Below are 17,638 nucleotides of genomic sequence, written 5' to 3' on the forward strand. Positions count from 1 at the left end.
AAGAGCTGATGGAACCGACAATAGCGCCCTGCGTGGCGCGGCGGTCGGCGGGATCCGAGGACATCGACGCCGCTCTGGCGATGCGATGTCGCGACGGAGACATGTCCGCCTTCGGAGAGCTTGTCAGCCGGCATGAAAAGCGGATCTACGCTTTGGTGTCGCGCATCCTTGGCGCGACGGCCTCGGCTGACGATGTGGACGATACGGTGCAGGACGTCTTCGTGCAGGCGTGGCGGGCATTGCCGCGCTTTCGCGGCGATTCGAAATTCTCCACCTGGCTCTATCGGATCGCGACAAATATGGCGATCAAACAGTGGCACCGTCGCAAGCGGCTGCGGCTGACGGTCGCCGACGAAGAACTTCCAGAGAACTTACGGGTATCCATGATGACCGATCCAAGCCCCAGCCCGGCGGATCACGCCGAAAGCCAGGCGCGCGACCGCGCTCTGCGCGCCTCCATCGATGCGCTGCCCGAAAAACAGCGCACCGTCGTCCTGCTCCATTATTTTGAAGATTATTCCTGTGAGGAAGTCGCGCAAGTGATCGGGTGCTCCGTCGGCACCGTCTGGTCTCGCCTGCACTATGCTTGCCGCAAACTGCGCGGCAACTTAGAGTGGCTCCAGCAAGCCTGACACTCGCCGGCATCGAAAGTAACGCCATAAGAGAGCGCCATCTTAATATTGTTATGCTGAAATCACGCTACTACGCCTGGTTGATTCCCTACGTCGAGGGAACGCTCGATCCCAACCGCTGTCACTTATTGGAAAAGCGAATGTCCGCCGATCCGAAGCTGGCGGCGGAAGCCGAAGCGCTCCGCCGCGTGACCTCGCACCTGCGCCGGTCCGCGTCCGCCGACCCGCCGCCCGCCGTCCCGCGCTCCGTGTGGCCGCGCGTTCAGGACCGTCTGAAGGCGCGAGGGCCGGCTCCGCTGATTTCGCCGCGTCTCGCCTGGGGCGGCGCGGCCGCCATCGCCATTGGCCTCGCCTTTGCGGTGAACCAGCATTCCGATATCCCGGACGACTACTACGCGCCGCCACTGGCCGTCTCCGAAGCGCTTCGCCGCCCCGGCGGCTCGCTCTCCGCTCTGACGCCGATGACTAACGGAACATTCAGCGGTCCGGCCGACACGTTGAATGCGATGGTGGCGAATACTCCATCTTCGGTGAAAGTCGGTTCCCGCATTGTCCCGGCGCCGAACGACGCGCCGCGGGCGTCCACTCCGCCCCAGCTGGCGAAGGCGACGCCGGCGGATGGACTCGAACCGCTGCCTGCCCGCTTCACCGGTCGCCTTGTCGGCCCGGAAACAGCCGCCTGGTCGGACGGATCGGGAGCGCGCGTTCAGATGGCGTCGATGATCTCGGCTTCCGAGGCGCCCAGCCTTTCGGAACCTGCGCTGCCCAAGTTCCGAAAAACGCATGTCGCTTTTGCCAATAAGGGGAATGCTATCCCGGCGACCGACAGCGCCTCGACCAGCGAAAATCTGATTGCGACGCCGTCCGCGACGGCGAATCCTGTTCCCGTCGTCGCCTTGCCCGCCGCACCGAGCGTCAGCATCCTGGCGCTGCATACCGCCCATCCGCTTGTCGCCAGCGGCGCGCTCCCTGCGGACCTGTTTCACCCGGCGCCGGTCGTTTCGCCGGATGCAATCGGCGTCGCCGGCGTCAATCGGTTCTTCCGTTCGCTGCCGATGGGCGCCCGGGCCGCAAGCCGTCCGATGACATCACTGGCGCCGATTGCTCCTAAAGCGCTGACCGCCGAGCAAAGCGTCGAGATCCTGCGCGCCGAGGCGCACAGCCAGCAGGAGCGCGGCCATTTCAGCAGCGCGCTCGATACCTGGCGAGACGCCGTCTTCGTGTCCCTCACGGCGCCGACATACGCCGATGAGCGCGCTACGCGGCAGGCGGTGGAGACGCTCACCATCGTGAACGAGGCCGGCCAATTGCAGGATCTTCGCACTCGGCTGGAGCGCCAGGAAGAGTTCGCCCCCGACGATGTTGTCAGCCTGCGCGCCCTTGGGTGTCTTTACACCCTGTCCGGCGATGTCGAACAGGCGCGGACCGTCTGGAGCCAGGTGACGCAAAGCGGCATGGATATCGGGGAAGACTGGTATCAACTAGCCGGCGCCGAACTGATCGACGGCAACACCGCCGCCGCCCGCAGCGCGTACGAGAACGCGGTCCGCCCCGGCGCCCTCCCGCTCAACTCAATCCACCGCACCGTCGCCCAGCGCTGGCTGTCCGATGCCTCGCACTAATCACACAACACTGAGACACGATTGAAACACACGCGGCCTCCAAGGTGAATAACCTCGGAGGCCGTCGATGCTTTTCCGCCAGCCTTGGTGACCTGCCCCGACCTTCGGCCGACCTGCAAACCCAACCTTCGGCGCTTCGCGTACTCCCTGGCAAACCCACCCCGGCGCTTCGCGCCACCCCTCCCGCCGACGGGAAGGGTTATTCAGAGTGTGTTATCGTAGACGACTCTCGTAAGAGGCAATCCTACAAACCCTTCCCGTCGGCGGGAGGGGTGGCGCGAAGCGCCGGGGTGGGTTTGCCAGGGAGGGGGCACCTGAAGGCCAGGGGTGGGTTTACCAAGGGGCGACCGAAGCGCCGGGATGGGTTTGCAAGGCCGAACGCCGTCCTGCTATTTGATCTTCATCAGCACTTTTCCGCCGCTTCTACTGTGCGTGACGTGATTGTAAGCGTCCGCCGCTTCTTCGAGCGAAAATGTCGCGCCGATCCGGGGGGCGTGCAGGGCGCCGATTTCGAAGCCGGGGGCCAGGTCGTCGAGGATGTGCGCGCAGTCGGCGGCGTTCAGGCTGAGCGTGTTGACGCCGATCAGGCGCAGCTCGCGTCGGTAGAACGACAGTAAGTCGATCGGGACATGGCGATCGGGAGTGGCGATCACGGCGACGCGGCCCTTGTGCGCCATGGCGGCCAGCGTGGCGTCGAGCTGCGCGCCGCCGGCTGTGTCCAGCGCCACCTGCGCTCCTTGGCCGTCGGTGATCTCCTTGACGGACGCCGCGAAGGTGATGGGATCCTCCGTGAAAACGACGTGCTTGGCGCCCAGCGCGCGCGCCTCCGCTTCCCGGCTGGCGTCGCGCACGGCGGCGATCACATGCGCGCCGCGCCAGGCGGCGATCTGGACGGCGGCGCTGCCGACCGCGCCGGTTGCGCCGACCACGAGCACGGTTTGCCGGTTGATGAATCCGGCGCCATCCACGAGCGCCGCCCAGGCGGTGATGTAACCAACCCCGACACAGGCCGCTTCATCCAGGGACAATGTGCTGGGCTTGACGCGCACGCCGCCGCGCGGCAGCAGAAGGCATTCGGCGTGGGCGCCGTCGCGCGTGAAGCCCAATTCGCCGCCGGTGCCCCAGACATGCGTCCCCACCATCGGCGCCGGCCCTTCGACCACGACGCCCGAGAAATCGCGCCCCGGCGTGCGCGGCGTCGTGGTGTGCGGCATCTTGCCCGAGACGTTTTTCACGTCGCTGGGATTGACCGCCGAGGCGTGGACCTGCACGACGACTTCATCGTGTCCGGCCTGCGGCCTGGGGATCTGCGCGAGCTGGAGCACGGAGGGATCTCCAAAGGTCTCAAAGCGCAATGCGCGCATGGCGATGTCTTCTGTGCTCATCGAAAGTGCTCCTCGGTAATCGTTGACCGTCCATCTTGAAATGTCCAATGGAATCCCGGCGGCGTTCGTTCCTGCGGCCAGGTACAATGACGTGGCCGGAGGCGCTATGAGAATTTTTCGAACGATTTGGACGACGGTTAACTCCGTTTCGCTGTTGTGCGCGCTTCTTCCTGCGCTGTCCGCCGCCGGCGCCCCGCAAATGGTGACGGTCACGGTCGCGGCGAAGCCGTCAAACACCGTTGCCCCGCGCGCGGCGTTCGGCGCGGCGCTGGACGGTTATGAAAAAGGCGATGTCGCCAAGATCTACACGCCGGCCAATATCAAGGCGATCAACACGGCGGGATTTGGCGAGATCTCCTATCGCCTGCGGACGGAGCTGGGCGTCGAGGCCTGGCATTGGAACCCGCAGGGGACATGGAGCGCCGGACATTCCGGATACTGGACATCGGACTCGAAGGCCGGACCGCCGATTGGGGTCTGCAACGGATACCGCCTGCCGAGGCGCGGCAGCACCTACGATCAGGCAAACAAAGACGGCTACTCGCGGATCGACGACGGCGACGAGACGACCTTCTGGAAGAGCAATCCCTACCTCGCGCGCCCCTACGCATCGGAGGATCATCCGCAGTGGCTGGTGGTCATCTTAGATCGCGCGCGCCCGGTCGATTCCCTGCGTATCCTCTGGGGAGCGCTCTATCCCCGACGCTATCAGGTCGAATACTGGGACGATCCAGACAACCCCGACGCCTCCGGGATCGACAATACCTATAGCCACAGCGGCGTTTGGCGTTCCTTCCCCAAAGGCGTCGTGACCGGAGCCGCCGGCGGGGACGTTCGGCTTATGCTGGCGGGCCACCCTATCTCCTGCCGCTTCGTGCGTATTCGCATGGAGGACAGCGCCGGCGGATCGGGCGTCGCCGGCGATCCGCGCGACCGTCTGGGATTCTCCGTGCGCGAGCTGTCCGTCGGATGCGCGAACCGCGATGGCAAATTCCAGGACTGGGTGCGTCACGCCAGGGACAGCGCGCGCCAGACCGTGATCTACGCCTCATCCACCGATCCCTGGCATCGCGGCGTGGACCGCGACCAGAACGTCGAGCAGCCCGGTTTCGATACGATCTACCGCAGCGGCCTCACGCGCGGCCTGCCCGTGATGGTTCCGGTTGGCCTCGCCTACGATACTCCCGAGAACTCCGTCGCCGAGATCCGCTGGCTGCGCGCGCGCGGGTATAAAATCTCGCGCGTGGAGATGGGGGAGGAGCCGGACGGCCAGTATATGACTCCCGAAGATTACGGCGCGCTTTATGTCCAGTGGGCGGCGGCGCTGCACCGGGAGGACCCGTCGCTGATCCTGGGCGGTCCCTGTTTCCAGACCGTCTCCGAGGAAGTCCCCGCATGGCCGGACGCCGGCGCGCCCAGCCGTTCCTGGACACGCCGTTTCCTTACGTATCTGCGCGCCCACGGCGCCGCGCGGGAGCTTGGCTTCTTCAGCGTCGAGTGCTACCCCTACGACGCGATGTGCGTTCCCCCCGCTCCGCAGCTCGCGGCGCTGCCCAAGCTGCTGAGCGACGCCATGGAGCGCTGGCGCCGCGCCGGCATTCCCACGGATATTCCCTGGTTTATCACCGAATACGGCTACTCCGCCTACGCCGGCCAGCCAGAAGTGGACTTGCCCGGAGCGCTGCTGAACGCCGAACTCGTCGCGTACTTCGTGACCCATGGCGGCGCCGGCGCTTATTTCTATGGTTGCGAGCCGAACACGCTGATCAAGGAATTGGACCAGTGCAACACCTGGGGCAACCTCTCGCTCTTTCAGTCGGACGACGACCGCCATATCCAAAGCCCGTTCGCGGCCTACTACGGCGCTAAACTGCTCACCCAGGAATGGTCGCAGCCGGGGGCGAAATCGCTGGAGCTCTACCCCGCCATTTGCACGGTGGCCGGATCACGCGCCCCTTCTCCCGTCACCGCCTACGCCGCCCGCCGCCCCGACGGCCGCTGGAGCCTATTGCTGCTGAACAAAGACCCCAAGCGCTCATATCGGGTGCAAGTCGGCTTCCAATCCTCACAGCGTCTGAGCGGTCCGGTGACACTGCTCCAATACGGCCCATCGCAGTATCGATGGCATCCCGCCGATGACCACGGCTACGCATCACCCAACCGCCCGCCTCTGCGCACAATAATCTCGGCGAATACTGGGGTGACACTGCCGCCGTATTCCCTGACCGTGGAGCGCGGAATCGTGCGATAATCGGCTTGTGCGGGCATAATAAAGCACATCGTATTGAGAAAAGGATAATTTGATTATGATGATCACTCTGTATGTGATCTACGGTCTGATATTGATCGGCGGCGGGATTATGGGTTACGCCAAGGCAAAGTCCCAGGCGTCGCTGATCTCCGGGATCACAACGGGCGCACTCGCTCTGGCGGGCGCCGCCCTTTATGGGAGCCGCCACGACACGGTGCGTCTCGCCGAAGCGGCGCTCGCGATTATCGTCGCCGTGCTCTTTATCGTGCGCTACACGAAAACCAAGAAGGCGATGCCCGCGATTCCCGTAATCGTGCTGAGCGCCATCGTGATAGCCGCCTCATTTGTCCCGGTCGTGCGGCGCTAATATTTGCAGCGTTCGTCACATCAAAAATCACCATCAACGGTCCCGCTCTCTCGGCGGCGGCCGTTTTGTGATATGATTAAGTATGGACGCTACTGTTGGAACGAAAAAAATCCGACTGCCTTACGGAGTCGTTTTATTTTTTGTCATCTGCGCTATTGTATGGTCCGGGCATTCCCGGCGCATGCCGCCAGCCTACAACGGCATCGTTGCGGAAGGCAAGCACGTTCGCATCTTCGCGCCAGTCGGAGAGCGAAACCACATTGATTATTTCGTCAAATCCGCAGACCACGATTTGGAGTGGTACGCCCACAACCTCCACACCCAATTGCCCGATCAACGATTTGATGTCTACCTTTACGACACGGCCAAGGACTTCGAAAAGGTCAACGTCGAGATTAATCATATCCATACGAATACAGGGCTATGCCGGAGAGGCGTTTCGTATATTCAAGTGCAATCTGGTCCTGGAGGCGCGCCTGTTCAAGATGTCTTTGTTACTGAGGCGGTGCTTGCTCATGAATTATGCCACGCCGTTCATCAGCAGCTATTTCCCTCGTATGCGTATGCTCCCAATTGGCTTCAAGAAGGTGTTGCGGATGCGTGGTCTGAAGAAGCGATGAATGACGATGGTCCTCCCCAGGCAGAAAGGTCGAATTGGTACAGTGCCGATTTTGAGAATGTGGAAAATGCGATACATCGCCGCCAATTACTCTCATTCCACAAAATGATGATGGATCATTTTGTCGGGCATAACCCTTATTATTGTAGCCAATTGTATGGAGAGGCGTACACGCTTATCCGCATGCTGGATGACGGTTCTCCCAGCAACGCAAAGAGGCGGGCAAGATTTCGCCAATTTCTTCAAGAGGTAAACGCCGCATCGGCTTCGAAAAATACATGGGAAAGGACAAACTCACGTTTTTTAGAACTCTTCAGCGGCGATTCGGGAAAGACGTTGAATTCGGAATATAAATCGTACGTTGCCCGCACGCGCATATTTTCGTGGTTTGCTCGAAACGGAAATGTTCAAATTTTGAAGAATGGTGATCTTCGGTCCGAATCGTTTGCAAATCAGGCGACTATCGCCTTCAATAAACGAGCGATATGCTCTCCCAACTTTAAAATCTTTACCGACATTGATCTCTCTCCGAAGGGATCGCGGCGAGTGGATATTGTTCTCAGTAACGCCACTCGCGACTATTATTATTTGATCGATTTCAATAAGAATTGCATCGCTATCATGTCATATGACGGAGCGTATCATATTGCAGTGGTCTACAGGGGCGCCGTTGAAATTTTTCAGTATCCGCGCCATCATCTAGAGGTGAGCGTGCGCAATCATGACATCATTGTTCGTCTCGACGGAAAACAGACTCTCAATTGTCACGTTAAAGATCCCCGGTTTCCGAAACAGTGCTGGGGTGTTGGCGGTAATGATAGCGCTGTGACATTTTCGAATCTCCATCTGGAGCCTCTTTCAGGCGCGTCGTCTTCGCCGTCTTGACAGTTTCGTGCGTGATTGGCTATACTTTGGCCTACTACGCCCCGGAATATATTTGCGGCTCGTTGGGTAAGAACATGAGTAATGTTCTTCAAAAGCGAGCCTAACCGTGTCATTTGTACTTCAGAAAAAACTGGCGAATGCGCCGCAGGCGAGAGGTAAGCTGTACGTGTCGCCGGAAGAAAAAGCGATTATCGAACGCTGCAAGCAAGGGGACTTGGCGGCGTTCAACGAACTGGTGAAGCGGTACGAGAAGCCGGTCTACAACTTCGCGTATCGATTGACGGGTAGTTATGACGATGCAAACGATGTCGCGCAGGACGCTTTTGTGCGCGTGTTCAACGCGATCGGAAGCTTCCGGGGCGATGCTTCGTTCACGACATGGCTGTTTCGGATTACCACCAATGTCTTCTTAGACGAGCGCAAAAAGGCCAAGGCGCACCCGCAGACCTCGCTGGACGAGCAGATGGAGCTGGGCGAATCGGCGGTCGCGCGCCAGATCGAGGATCCGGGGCCGTCGCCCGAGGATCTGACCGAAGAGGCCGAGCGCGGGAAGATCCTTCAGGACGCCGTCTCGTCGCTGCCCGAGTACCAGCGAACCATGGTCGTGCTGTATCACTCGCAGCAGAAGTCGTATGAAGAGATCGCCGAGATCATGGATCTGCCGATCGGAACGGTGAAAAGCCGACTCAACCGCGCCCGACTCGCGCTCAAGGAAAAATTGACTCCGCTGCGGGAACTTTTCAACGCGTGACGGCGTCATACACCCAAGCGGCCCGCAATGGCGCGGCGCCGCCCAAATTTATGAGACGATGACGCCATTGATTTCAGGCGGTTTTGCGCCTGAATTTTGATCCAAACCGGAAACACTGCCATGAAGCTCGAACGAGCGCGCGAACTCTATTCGGACTATGCGGAAGGGACGCTGACCCCGGCCATGAAATTGGCTCTGGAGCAGCACTTTGACGCGGACGCGGAGGCTCGCGCCGATTATGACGAATTCGCGCGCATCTTCGCCGTTCTGGGCGACAGCGCGCCGGTGGATATCGATGTCCCGCTGGGATTCCGCGCCAAGGTCATGGAATTGGCGACCGCCGAGCAGGAACGCCGGGCTTCGGCCCCGCGCTCGCTCGGCGACGCCATCCGCGAGTGGTTCGCGCCCTCTGGACGCCGGCGACTGAGCGGCGGACTATTGGCGGGAGTCGCCGCCCTGGTGGTCGCCGGCGTCGTGTTTAATCCTGCGATTAACCATCCTGGAACCACCCCCGGCACGATGTTCCCGGGAATTAACACCCCAGCGCCGGATGCGACGCCGCTGATGATCCAGGGCGTTTCGACAGGGATGGGAACGGATGGGAACTTCTACCATTACTTCCACATCCATCTGCCGCAGAACGTGCAGAGCGCGACGGTGAACGCCTTTGTCGTCACATCGAGCGATCAGATTACCGATCCGGCTATCCGCGCCTCGGACGCTCATCTCGCGCTCAGCGCGCCGATGACGCTGAGCAACGACGAAGAGATGCAGATCCCGGTGGCGCGCGCCAAGCGGCCCGAGCCGGGCGCGACGCTGGACATGCTGGTCAACTGGCAGTCGGACAGCGATCCGTCGCATGGTGGTTCCCAGGTCGTCTTCACGCCCTTTGACGTGAGCGACGGCGGACCGGCCACGCCGCCGACGGCGAATGGCAACTTCTACGATACGCTGCGCGCCATCGCCTCCGTCTATCATGTGACGGTGATCGCCGACGCCACTTCGTCTCCGACGGTGGCGGCTGCGGGATGGACGTCCGGCGACGATGTCTCCAAGGCCCTTAACACGGTCGCGGGCTCCGTCAGCTACGGCGTGCGGAAGCTGAACGACACGACATACCAGGTTTTCGACAAACGTTAATTTTTGACGGAAATGTTTGAAACAAATGAGACGCATCATTGCTCTATTGCTCCGGGAGAGTGACATAGCAGTGATGCGTTCTTTTTATTTTCGCGCCACGGTTTTCGCGGGAGCGGCGGCCATCTTCGGATCCGCCGGATCGGTTCAGGCCGCCACGCGCATTCAGAAGGAAGTTCTGATCGGCAACGGCACGGCGGGGCCCTACGCCCTGTCCTGGAAGAACATCGTCCGCACGGGCGAGGCCGTCACGGTCAACACCCTGCCGCAGCTGCGCGGACTGGATTACACGTTCGACCCCGACGCTGGCACGGTGACGTTCGTCAATCCGCTCAGCACGCACTCCACCGCCACGGTCGAATATATTTACGATTCCGAAACGGCGCACGCGGTCAGCAACAGCCTGATCATGCCGCTGCAATTGAATCTCGCGCAGTCCGAAACCTCCAACCTCTTTGTCTCCGCGCTTTATCGAAAGAACACCACCGACTCGACGGTCGGCAGCGGGCAGGACGCGCTCACCCTCGGCGTGGGCACCGGCTGGCAGGGCGGGCACAACACGCAGCTCACGACCCGGTTCTTCTTCGCCCCGTCCGTGGGCGACGGGACGCCCACGGATAAAGATCGCATGGGCTGGTCTCTGGCGGGAGGGACGAACGCCAGCCGCACGACCCGTCTGTCGTTCAACCTGAGCCGGGACAGCAGCAGTCTGACCAACCTTCCCACCGACGCCGGCTTGCAGGTCGGCAATCAGCACCTCGGCCTGGGACTTCAGATGGCGCCGTCGCGTACGATGACGACATCGCTCACCTACAGCCAGGACGCCACCGCCGCTAACCCAGCGGCGGCGACATCGCAGATCGCCGCCGCGATGACTCTCACGCCCAATCAGAAGCTCAAGATCCAGACCAATCTCCAGGAAAACGCCACGCACGGCGCCGCCGTTTCGCACACTGCGAGTGTCGCCGTGGACGCCAAGCCGGCCGGCAACACACAGGTCACCGCCAACTACGCCACGACGGACACCGCCGGGACCGCCAGCGACACGCAGACGATGAACCTGGGCGCCGCCGTCGGCGTGAGCAAGACGGTGGCCGTCACGACGAACGCCGCGCAGTCACGCACGGGCTCCTCAGTGACCAGCCAGCAGGGCGCGGGCCTGCGCTTCGCGCCGAACAGCAAGGTGACGTTGAACACCAGCGTCAACACCCAGCAGGACAGCACCGGCAATGCGCTCATCACCTCGGTGGACGGCACGGTTCTCCCGGCCCGGGATCTGTCGGTAAGCGCCGCCTACAAGAGTCGCGATATGATGCAGGGCGCGCAAACTCCGCAGAACTCGCTGGACACCACCTCGGCCAAAGTCGCGCTCGGGCCATCGCGCCTGCGCGTCACCGGGTCCTACGTCCGCAACGCCGATGACGGCGGAACCCCGCAGCAAATCGAGCAGCGCGGCTTCGGCCTCGAAACCAACGTCGGCGCCCTGAGCCTCTCCGGGGGCTACGACTGGCGTCAATGCTACGCCGCCCAAACCCTCGGCGCCGGAGTCCATCTCGCGCTGGGCCTGCGCCTCTCCTCCACCACACAGCTCACCGGCGGATTCCAGCAAAGTCTAGACGATGTCACCACCGCCCCGCACGGCGCCTCCACCTACAGCGTCGGCTTCAAGCACAACGTCGGCGACCGCTTCCAGCTCGCCGTGGACGGCACAGTGCAGCAAAGCGTGGGGACTGCGGTGAATAACGCGAATGCATACACGGCGAATGCGAGTTTGGGGATGAAGTTTTAGGGGAGGCCCTCTATCACAAGGCCAATGATAAGATGCGTCATTCGCCGGGCATTCTTATCATTCGCCAGCCTTCTGACTCTGATGAAGAGTGACCCGAAGCATTCTTCCGTCACGCCACATACCCTAGGCTATCCAAAAACTCCAAACTCTTCAACTCTCTCTCGATCCGGAACCTCAGATATCGCCGCAGCGCCAGGCGCGTCTGGTTGAGCGCGCGCGCCGACGGCGTCGGCAGCTGCGCCGTTAAATGTCCGTTGTCGGGGCCGAAGCGCTGCAAGGTTTGCAGGAGCGTCAGGCCCTCGTAGTCCAGGGCGCTGTGGTCGGCGTTGCGGGCGGGGTGGGCGTGGCGTGGGCAGATCGCGCCGCCGAGGGAGGCGGAGAGGGCGAACTCTTCGTCGTGGGCGAAGTGGCCGGGCAGGAACTCGCGGCAGACGGCGCAGTTGGCGAGGTCCGGCGCGTAGCCAAGGTCCTGAAGCAGCTGGATGTCGAACCAGCGAGCCGCAAGCTCCGGCGGGGTGACGCGCTGGAGGATGTACAGGCCCGAAAGCAGCAGATCGTAGAGGACGGGGTTGGGATCGTGGTCGGCGACCACATGGTCGATCAGATCGGCGAAGTAGAGCCCGTGCGCCAGCCGCTGGATATCCTGGCGAAGATCGGTGAACGACTCTTTGATTTCCGTCTGCGTCACGATCTCCAGAGACTTACCCGTCGCGAGCTGGAACCGCGTGCAGGTGAGTAACTCCGTCGACCCCGACATGCGCGAGATCGCCTTACGCGCGCCCTTTGCAATCGCCGAGATACGGCCGCGATCGCGCGAGTAGAGCGTGAGGATCTTGTCAGTCTCGCCGTAATTCAATCGACGGATGACGATGGCGACGGTGTTGTAGGCAGGCATGGTGAGGGGATTATACCCGGTGGGCTCGTCCCTATTCCCCCGCGCTTTGGGGAATAGGGACTTACTTCCCTTCCGGATTATAAGCGTTGTACAGCGCCGCGCCGGACGAGGTTCCGATGCGGTTCGCGCCGGCGTCCAGCATCTGCATGGCGCTTTCGATCGTTTTGATGCCGCCCGACGCCTTGATGCCGATGGTGTTGGGGCCGACGGCGCGGCGGATCAGACGGATGTCCTCGGGGGTTGCGCCGCCTTTGCCGGTGCCGGTGGAGGTTTTGATGAAGTCCGCGCCGGCGTCGCGCACGAGGCGGCTGGCGATTTCTTTTTCGGCGTCGGTAAGGTAGCAGGTCTCGATGATGATCTTGACGAGCACTCGCCGCGAATCCTCCATCAGGTTCGCCGGGCGGGCCGCTTCGATCACATCGCGCAGGTCCTGGGCGATGGCTTCGTAGTCGCCGGATTTGAACTTACTGATATTCAGGAGAACATCCAGCTCTTTCGCCCCATTGGCGATGGCGTTCTTGGTCTCGTAGACTTTGGCGAGGCGCGTGCCGGCGCCGAACGGGAAGTCGATCACGGTGCAGACTTTGACGTCCGACGCTTCGAGGGCGCGGACGGCGGTTCCCACCCAGCAGGGGAAGATGCAGACGCTGGCAAAATGGCGCTTGGCGCTTTCCTCACAGAGACGCAGTACGTCGTCGCGGGTGGCGTCCGGACGCAGCAGCGTATTGTCGATCATCTTGGCGAATTGCTGTTTGCTGTACATCTGGGCTTGTGATCTACTTCCTTGAACGCGTGTGTGTCAGAATCGGCGTGTGGCGGCCTTCCAGCCGGAGACAAGATCGCGGACGGCGGCGTCTCTGCCGGGATTGTCGGCGTTTTGGTGCAGAAACTCTACTAATTTGCTGCCGACCACGGCGCCGTCCGCCATGGCGCAAACCTGCGCGACATGCTCGGGATTGGATACGCCGAAGCCGACGCACACCGGGGTATCGGTCGCCGCCCGGATCTGGTCGATCAATTGCGGCAAGTCCGCCGGCATCTCCTTACGTGCGCCCGTCACGCCCGTGCGCGAGACGCAGTAAACAAATCCGGTGCTGCTGCCGGCGATGCGCGCGATGCGCTCCGTCGTCGAAGTCGGCGCCACCAGAAACACGGTGGAGATTCCATGCGCCTGCGCCGCCGCCTTCCACGGCTCCGCTTCTTCCGGCGGCAGGTCCGTCAGGATCGCTCCGTCCGCGCCCGCCTCCGCCGCGTCCTTCGCGAACCGCTCCAGCCCATAGATCCAGACCAGGTTATACGACGTCATCAGAACGATCGGAACCTGCGTCTTCTCTCGCGCCTGGCGTACGAGATCCAGCGACATCGGCGGCGTGACGCCCCGGTCCAGCGCCCGCTGCGAGGACGCCTGAATGATCGGCCCGTCCGCAAGCGGGTCGGAGTAGGGAATCCCCAGCTCCACGACATCCGCGCCGGCTTCCGCGATCAGCGCGATCAGGTCGGGAGTGCTCTCGACGCCGGGATCGCCGGCGGTGAGGAAGGCGACCAGCGCGCCTTCGTTTTTATTCTTCAGTGCGGCGAATGTTTGAGGTAATCGGGATGGCATAGTATGGTTACAATTCGTAGCTTGTTGCGATAACCGCGCTCCAATACCCCCGGTTATGAAACCCGGGTCTGGGAGCGCAATGCGCTAAGCGTCCGTGCCGGACGCAAATGCCGGTGATCGATGAACATATCCTCCGTCCGGCACGGACGGTTAGATGCGAAGCATCTCACAGACCCGGGTTTCATAACCGGGGAAATGCTACAACAGCCCCAGCCGCCGCGCGACTTGATCGACGTCTTTGTCGCCGCGTCCGGAGAGGCACACGATCAGCTTCTGCTCTTTCGGAAGCGTCGGGGCCAGCTTGCGGACGTGGGCGAAGGCGTGGGAGCTTTCCAGCGCCGGGATGATGCCTTCGGATTTGGCGACCCACTGGAAGGCGTCGAGCGCTTCTTCGTCGGTGACGGAGACGTATTCGGCGCGGCCTTGCTCCTTGAAATGCGCGTGCTCGGGACCGACGCCGGGGTAATCCAGGCCGGCGGAGATTGAGTGGGTGCTGCGCACCTGGCCGTGTGTATCCTGAAGGACATACGATGCGGAGCCGTGGAGAACGCCTTTGGAGCCGGCGGTCAGCGTCGCGGCGTGATGCTCCGTATGCAGCCCGTGGCCGGCGGCTTCCACGCCGATCAGGCGAACGCCGGCGTCATGCACGAACGGGTAGAAGATGCCCATGGCGTTCGATCCGCCGCCGATGCAGGCGACGACCACGTCCGGCAGGCCGCCCGTCTCTTCCTGAATCTGCTGGCGCGATTCGATGCCGATGATGCTCTGGAAATCGCGGACCATCGTGGGGTAGGGGTGCGGGCCGGCGACGGTGCCGATGATGTAGTGCGTGTTGCGGACATTGGTGACCCAGTCACGCATCGCCTCGTTCAAGGCGTCTTTCAAAGTGCGCGTGCCGCTGGAGACGGGGATGACCTTCGCGCCGAGCAGGTTCATGCGGATGACATTGAGCTTCTGGCGCTCGACATCTTCCTCGCCCATATACACTTCGCACTCATAGCCGAAGAGCGCGCACGCCGTCGCGGTGGCGACGCCGTGCTGTCCGGCGCCGGTTTCGGCGATGATGCGCGGCTTGTTCATGCGCTTGGCGAGGAGAATTTGGCCGAGCGCGTTATTGATCTTGTGCGCGCCGGTGTGCGCCAGGTCCTCGCGCTTGAGATAGATCTGCGCGCCGCCGAGCTCACGCGTCATCTTCTCGGCGAAAAACAGCGGGGTGGGGCGGCCGACATAATCCTTGCAGTAGTAGGCGAATTCTTCCTGAAACGCCGGGTCGGCCTTGGCCTTGGCGTACGCCTCGGTCAGCTCGTCCAGCGCGGGGATGATGGTTTCGGGGACAAAACGTCCGCCGAACTCGCCGCCGAACCGCCCCTGCGCGTCCGCGACATACAAATTCTCGGCCGAAAGTGTGTCAACTGCCATGTTCGTACTTCTTTCTGCTTACGCTGATATTCTATCACCCGCGCGCGGGCGTTGTCAAATGCTTGTCTCCTACAACTGGAAGGTTGTAGGCTTTGCTGGGGCGAAACCCGCTGAAGCAGGTTGAGGAATTACGAGAGCGGCGGCGTAATCCCAGAGTCTGCTTGAGCGGACTTTGCTCCCGCCTTGCCCACAAGCTTCCACTTGTAGGATCGGATGCTGATTGCTAAGATTGCCGCGCGTCCCATGCGCGGACGGCTTTAATGAACGCCTTCACCTTCGCGTGGTCCTTCACGCCGGGACTGCTTTCGACGCCGGACGCGACATCCACGCATTCCGGGCGCACGGCTTCCAGGGCGTCGGCGACGTTCTCCGGTGTCAGGCCGCCGGCGAGGATAATGGCCTTGCCGCTCAGGCGCTTCGCCTCTACGGCAAGGTCCCAATTGAATGTCTCGCCCGCGCCGCCCAGCTTGTCCTTGTGATATGTGTCCAATAATAGGGCCGAAACCGGATCGGAGAACGCCTGGATCTCATCGAGCGTGGACGCATCCTTCATTCGAAAGCATTTGATGCGCCAGTGCGTATTGCGTCGGGATTGCCCCTTATCCGTGGTCTCGTGGTAATATTGAATGTAGTCGGCGGGGTAGTTATTCGCGTCCTCGGGATGCATCACCACGACGACGCGTTTGACAAACAAAGGCGGCTGCGCGGCGATCTCCTCAAACCGCTCCGGCGAAACAAAGCGCGGCGAGTGAGGGACCGCGATAAACCCCAGAGCGTCCGCTCCGTACGCCGCCGCCGCCTCCGCATCCTCGCGGTTCGTAATTCCACAAATCTTAACCCGTGTCATAAGATGATTATACTCTCTTCGCACTCTGTGCGAGCTCCAGCATCCGCGCCACCACCCGCTCGCGCAGTTCGCCTTTGGGAGACGCTAATCCCAGCATCTCCGTCAGCCACAGCCCATCCGCCGCCAGGCGCAGCAGCGTCGCCGTGGCATCATCGATCCCGTCCGCCTCCGCGCGCGACTGCCACTCCCCAAATCGCGCCCGAATCCTCTCCATCACCGCCGGATCGCTGGCGGCCGCCGCCATCAAGCCCACCGAAGGATCCCCGTCCTCCTGAGGCTCGGCCGACGCTTGCGCATAAGCCCGCGTCCACCGTCCATCCTCTTGGCCATCTTCCGACGAAAACCCCTCAATCCGCCCTTCAAACCGCGCAATCCGCTCCTCGGCCAGCGCCGCAATCAATGCATACTTGCTCGGAAAGTGATACAGCACGCCGCCCTTGCTCACCCCCGCCTCCTCCGCCAGCGCATCCTGCGTCAGCTTGGACACCCCGTCCCGCCGCACGATCCGCGCCGCCGCCTGAAGCAGCATCGCCTTTTTGCTGTTTGCGTACATGGGGATAGTATACCGTCCGGACAGTACAGTATTCAAGTGCAAGACAAATTTGCGATAATGGCAGGTATCTTTAACGCATGGATTCACACGAGCGCTTAGTAGGCAGGATGCCTCTGGATAACCTTTGGAATAATGATGGCCCGCTGGAGGCTGTGAAAGGCCGTCAGTTGTCGAAGGACGATATTAAAGGATTACTCCGACTTGGCCCTGTATCTTTTGTCGTTGTGGATACCGGTCATCCAATGAGATGGATAGCAGCCAAGGGATGTTTCGATTTTTGGAAGAGTGAGGCGGAGGTCCACCTGCACGAAATTGCAAGAAGATACTACAGTGATTACCCAGAAGAGTATTTCTATTTTGCCCACGAATGGATACTTGGCGATGGCGTAAGGATCGTCGTTTTGGAGAAGCATCACTGAACGCCGCTGCGCCAGCGTGAATAGACTCTGGCCTCCTGCAACCTTTGCCGCCAGCTTGTGTCACAAGCTTTGGGGAACGCATTGGCGCATGGCGGCGTTTGGAAGCGAATCCGAGCAAACGCCGTCCATTCCGTCGGATGCGTGAGCAAAATATCAAATCTAGAAATGGCGAAGAGGCTCCCATGAATCACGACTTCTTGTTTATTGCACTGATCCCAGTTGTTGTCCTTGTTCTTGCCTCCCTTGTTCCGTTGATGACGAAGAACTTCTCGGGCGGATCGATGGATATCATGCGCGACACCAGGCTGCGACTGGAAGAAACGCGCCGGGAGCAGCACGAGTTTCAGCAGCAGCTCCTCATGGAGCTGCGCCGTCATAACGACGTCATGGAGCGCCAAACGGAGACGATCGCTCGCATGTTGGACCATCGGAACGACGGCGCCGGCCGCTAGCGTGGCGCTGAA

17 protein-coding genes are annotated in these 17,638 nt (G+C 61.6%); 10 read left to right on the plus strand and 7 right to left on the minus strand.

Features of this window, described 5'->3' with window-relative positions; all coding sequences use genetic code 11:
* The first annotated feature begins 8 nt into the window (after positions 1–8).
* Together D5261_RS10405 and D5261_RS10410 are read left to right on the plus strand one after the other, a co-directional pair.
* Positions 9–632: an RNA polymerase sigma factor gene (locus D5261_RS10405; RefSeq protein ID WP_165864495.1), complete on the plus strand. Its 624-nt coding sequence runs from the start codon at positions 9–11 to the stop codon at positions 630–632.
* Positions 633–685: 53 nt separating this feature from the next.
* Positions 686–2,254, plus strand: a complete 1,569-nt coding sequence (locus D5261_RS10410) for a hypothetical protein (RefSeq protein ID WP_119323710.1) — start codon at positions 686–688, stop codon at positions 2,252–2,254.
* Positions 2,255–2,643: 389 nt separating this feature from the next.
* On the opposite strand, the gene D5261_RS10415 is transcribed toward D5261_RS10410, so the two are convergent.
* Entirely contained in the window at positions 2,644–3,639 is a 996-nt protein-coding gene (locus tag D5261_RS10415) for a quinone oxidoreductase family protein (RefSeq protein ID WP_119323709.1), read from the minus strand.
* Positions 3,640–3,745: 106 nt separating this feature from the next.
* On the opposite strand from D5261_RS10415, the gene D5261_RS10420 reads away from it, so the two are divergent.
* The 6 genes from D5261_RS10420 (at position 3,746) to D5261_RS10445 (ending at position 11,438) form a co-directional block, all read left to right on the plus strand.
* The gene (locus tag D5261_RS10420) at positions 3,746–5,890 is read left to right on the plus strand and encodes a discoidin domain-containing protein (RefSeq protein WP_165864494.1); all 2,145 of its coding nucleotides are present in this window, start codon (positions 3,746–3,748) and stop codon (positions 5,888–5,890) included.
* Between the two features lie 55 nt (positions 5,891–5,945).
* Positions 5,946–6,257, plus strand: coding sequence for a TMEM14 family protein (locus D5261_RS10425; RefSeq protein WP_119323707.1), 312 nt, complete (start codon positions 5,946–5,948; stop codon positions 6,255–6,257).
* An 82-nt stretch (positions 6,258–6,339) separates the two neighbouring features.
* Positions 6,340–7,761 (plus strand): hypothetical protein, encoded by a 1,422-nt coding sequence (locus D5261_RS10430; protein ID WP_125206226.1) that lies wholly within the window; start codon positions 6,340–6,342, stop codon positions 7,759–7,761.
* Positions 7,762–7,867: 106 nt separating this feature from the next.
* Complete coding sequence (locus D5261_RS10435; protein ID WP_218025716.1) at positions 7,868–8,512, plus strand: RNA polymerase sigma factor; 645 nt, start codon at positions 7,868–7,870, stop codon at positions 8,510–8,512.
* Positions 8,513–8,632: 120 nt separating this feature from the next.
* A complete protein-coding gene (locus D5261_RS10440) occupies positions 8,633–9,652 on the plus strand; it encodes an anti-sigma factor family protein (RefSeq protein ID WP_119323704.1) in 1,020 nt (339 codons plus the stop codon).
* A gap of 73 nt (positions 9,653–9,725) precedes the next feature.
* Positions 9,726–11,438, plus strand: a complete 1,713-nt coding sequence (locus tag D5261_RS10445) for a hypothetical protein (protein WP_119323703.1) — start codon at positions 9,726–9,728, stop codon at positions 11,436–11,438.
* 109 nt (positions 11,439–11,547) lie between these two features.
* Here the strand turns inward: D5261_RS10445 and recO are convergent, their stop codons facing one another.
* From recO to D5261_RS10475, 6 genes are all read right to left on the minus strand, one after another.
* A complete protein-coding gene (recO, locus tag D5261_RS10450) occupies positions 11,548–12,333 on the minus strand; it encodes a DNA repair protein RecO (protein WP_119323702.1) in 786 nt (261 codons plus the stop codon).
* A gap of 61 nt (positions 12,334–12,394) precedes the next feature.
* On the minus strand, positions 12,395–13,096 hold the full coding sequence (deoC, locus tag D5261_RS10455; protein ID WP_119323701.1) for a deoxyribose-phosphate aldolase: 702 nt from the start codon (positions 13,094–13,096) through the stop codon (positions 12,395–12,397).
* A gap of 36 nt (positions 13,097–13,132) precedes the next feature.
* Complete coding sequence (gene trpA / locus D5261_RS10460) at positions 13,133–13,936, minus strand: tryptophan synthase subunit alpha (protein WP_119323700.1); 804 nt, start codon at positions 13,934–13,936, stop codon at positions 13,133–13,135.
* A 198-nt stretch (positions 13,937–14,134) separates the two neighbouring features.
* Positions 14,135–15,355, minus strand: coding sequence for a tryptophan synthase subunit beta (trpB, locus tag D5261_RS10465; RefSeq protein ID WP_174721494.1), 1,221 nt, complete (start codon positions 15,353–15,355; stop codon positions 14,135–14,137).
* A 223-nt stretch (positions 15,356–15,578) separates the two neighbouring features.
* Positions 15,579–16,202: a phosphoribosylanthranilate isomerase gene (locus D5261_RS10470; protein WP_119323698.1), complete on the minus strand. Its 624-nt coding sequence runs from the start codon at positions 16,200–16,202 to the stop codon at positions 15,579–15,581.
* A gap of 7 nt (positions 16,203–16,209) precedes the next feature.
* Positions 16,210–16,755 (minus strand): TetR/AcrR family transcriptional regulator, encoded by a 546-nt coding sequence (locus tag D5261_RS10475; protein WP_119323697.1) that lies wholly within the window; start codon positions 16,753–16,755, stop codon positions 16,210–16,212.
* A 107-nt stretch (positions 16,756–16,862) separates the two neighbouring features.
* Here D5261_RS10475 and D5261_RS10480 point away from each other — a divergent pair, with 107 nt between their 5' ends.
* Together D5261_RS10480 and D5261_RS10485 are read left to right on the plus strand one after the other, a co-directional pair.
* The gene (locus D5261_RS10480; RefSeq protein WP_125206224.1) at positions 16,863–17,174 is read left to right on the plus strand and encodes a hypothetical protein; all 312 of its coding nucleotides are present in this window, start codon (positions 16,863–16,865) and stop codon (positions 17,172–17,174) included.
* A gap of 182 nt (positions 17,175–17,356) precedes the next feature.
* Positions 17,357–17,626, plus strand: coding sequence for a hypothetical protein (locus tag D5261_RS10485; RefSeq protein WP_119323695.1), 270 nt, complete (start codon positions 17,357–17,359; stop codon positions 17,624–17,626).
* Positions 17,627–17,638 lie beyond the last annotated feature (12 nt).

The sequence above is a fragment of the Capsulimonas corticalis genome (genome assembly GCF_003574315.2).
GTDB classification, from domain to species: Bacteria; Armatimonadota; Armatimonadia; order Armatimonadales; family Capsulimonadaceae; genus Capsulimonas; species Capsulimonas corticalis.

Coding starts and splice junctions, on each gene's coding strand:
- recO (WP_119323702.1), bottom strand. CDS start 12,333: ATGCCTGCCTACAACACCGTCGCCATCGTCATCCGTCGATTGAATTAC.
- trpB (WP_174721494.1), bottom strand. CDS start 15,355: ATGGCAGTTGACACACTTTCGGCCGAGAATTTGTATGTCGCGGACGCG.
- D5261_RS10430 (WP_125206226.1), top strand. CDS start 6,340: ATGGACGCTACTGTTGGAACGAAAAAAATCCGACTGCCTTACGGAGTC.
- D5261_RS10445 (WP_119323703.1), top strand. CDS start 9,726: ATGCGTTCTTTTTATTTTCGCGCCACGGTTTTCGCGGGAGCGGCGGCC.
- D5261_RS10415 (WP_119323709.1), bottom strand. CDS start 3,639: ATGAGCACAGAAGACATCGCCATGCGCGCATTGCGCTTTGAGACCTTT.
- D5261_RS10405 (WP_165864495.1), top strand. CDS start 9: ATGGAACCGACAATAGCGCCCTGCGTGGCGCGGCGGTCGGCGGGATCC.
- D5261_RS10425 (WP_119323707.1), top strand. CDS start 5,946: ATGATGATCACTCTGTATGTGATCTACGGTCTGATATTGATCGGCGGC.
- deoC (WP_119323701.1), bottom strand. CDS start 13,096: ATGTACAGCAAACAGCAATTCGCCAAGATGATCGACAATACGCTGCTG.
- D5261_RS10420 (WP_165864494.1), top strand. CDS start 3,746: ATGAGAATTTTTCGAACGATTTGGACGACGGTTAACTCCGTTTCGCTG.
- D5261_RS10440 (WP_119323704.1), top strand. CDS start 8,633: ATGAAGCTCGAACGAGCGCGCGAACTCTATTCGGACTATGCGGAAGGG.
- D5261_RS10485 (WP_119323695.1), top strand. CDS start 17,357: ATGAATCACGACTTCTTGTTTATTGCACTGATCCCAGTTGTTGTCCTT.
- D5261_RS10475 (WP_119323697.1), bottom strand. CDS start 16,755: ATGTACGCAAACAGCAAAAAGGCGATGCTGCTTCAGGCGGCGGCGCGG.
- D5261_RS10470 (WP_119323698.1), bottom strand. CDS start 16,202: ATGACACGGGTTAAGATTTGTGGAATTACGAACCGCGAGGATGCGGAG.
- D5261_RS10410 (WP_119323710.1), top strand. CDS start 686: ATGCTGAAATCACGCTACTACGCCTGGTTGATTCCCTACGTCGAGGGA.
- trpA (WP_119323700.1), bottom strand. CDS start 13,936: ATGCCATCCCGATTACCTCAAACATTCGCCGCACTGAAGAATAAAAAC.
- D5261_RS10480 (WP_125206224.1), top strand. CDS start 16,863: ATGCCTCTGGATAACCTTTGGAATAATGATGGCCCGCTGGAGGCTGTG.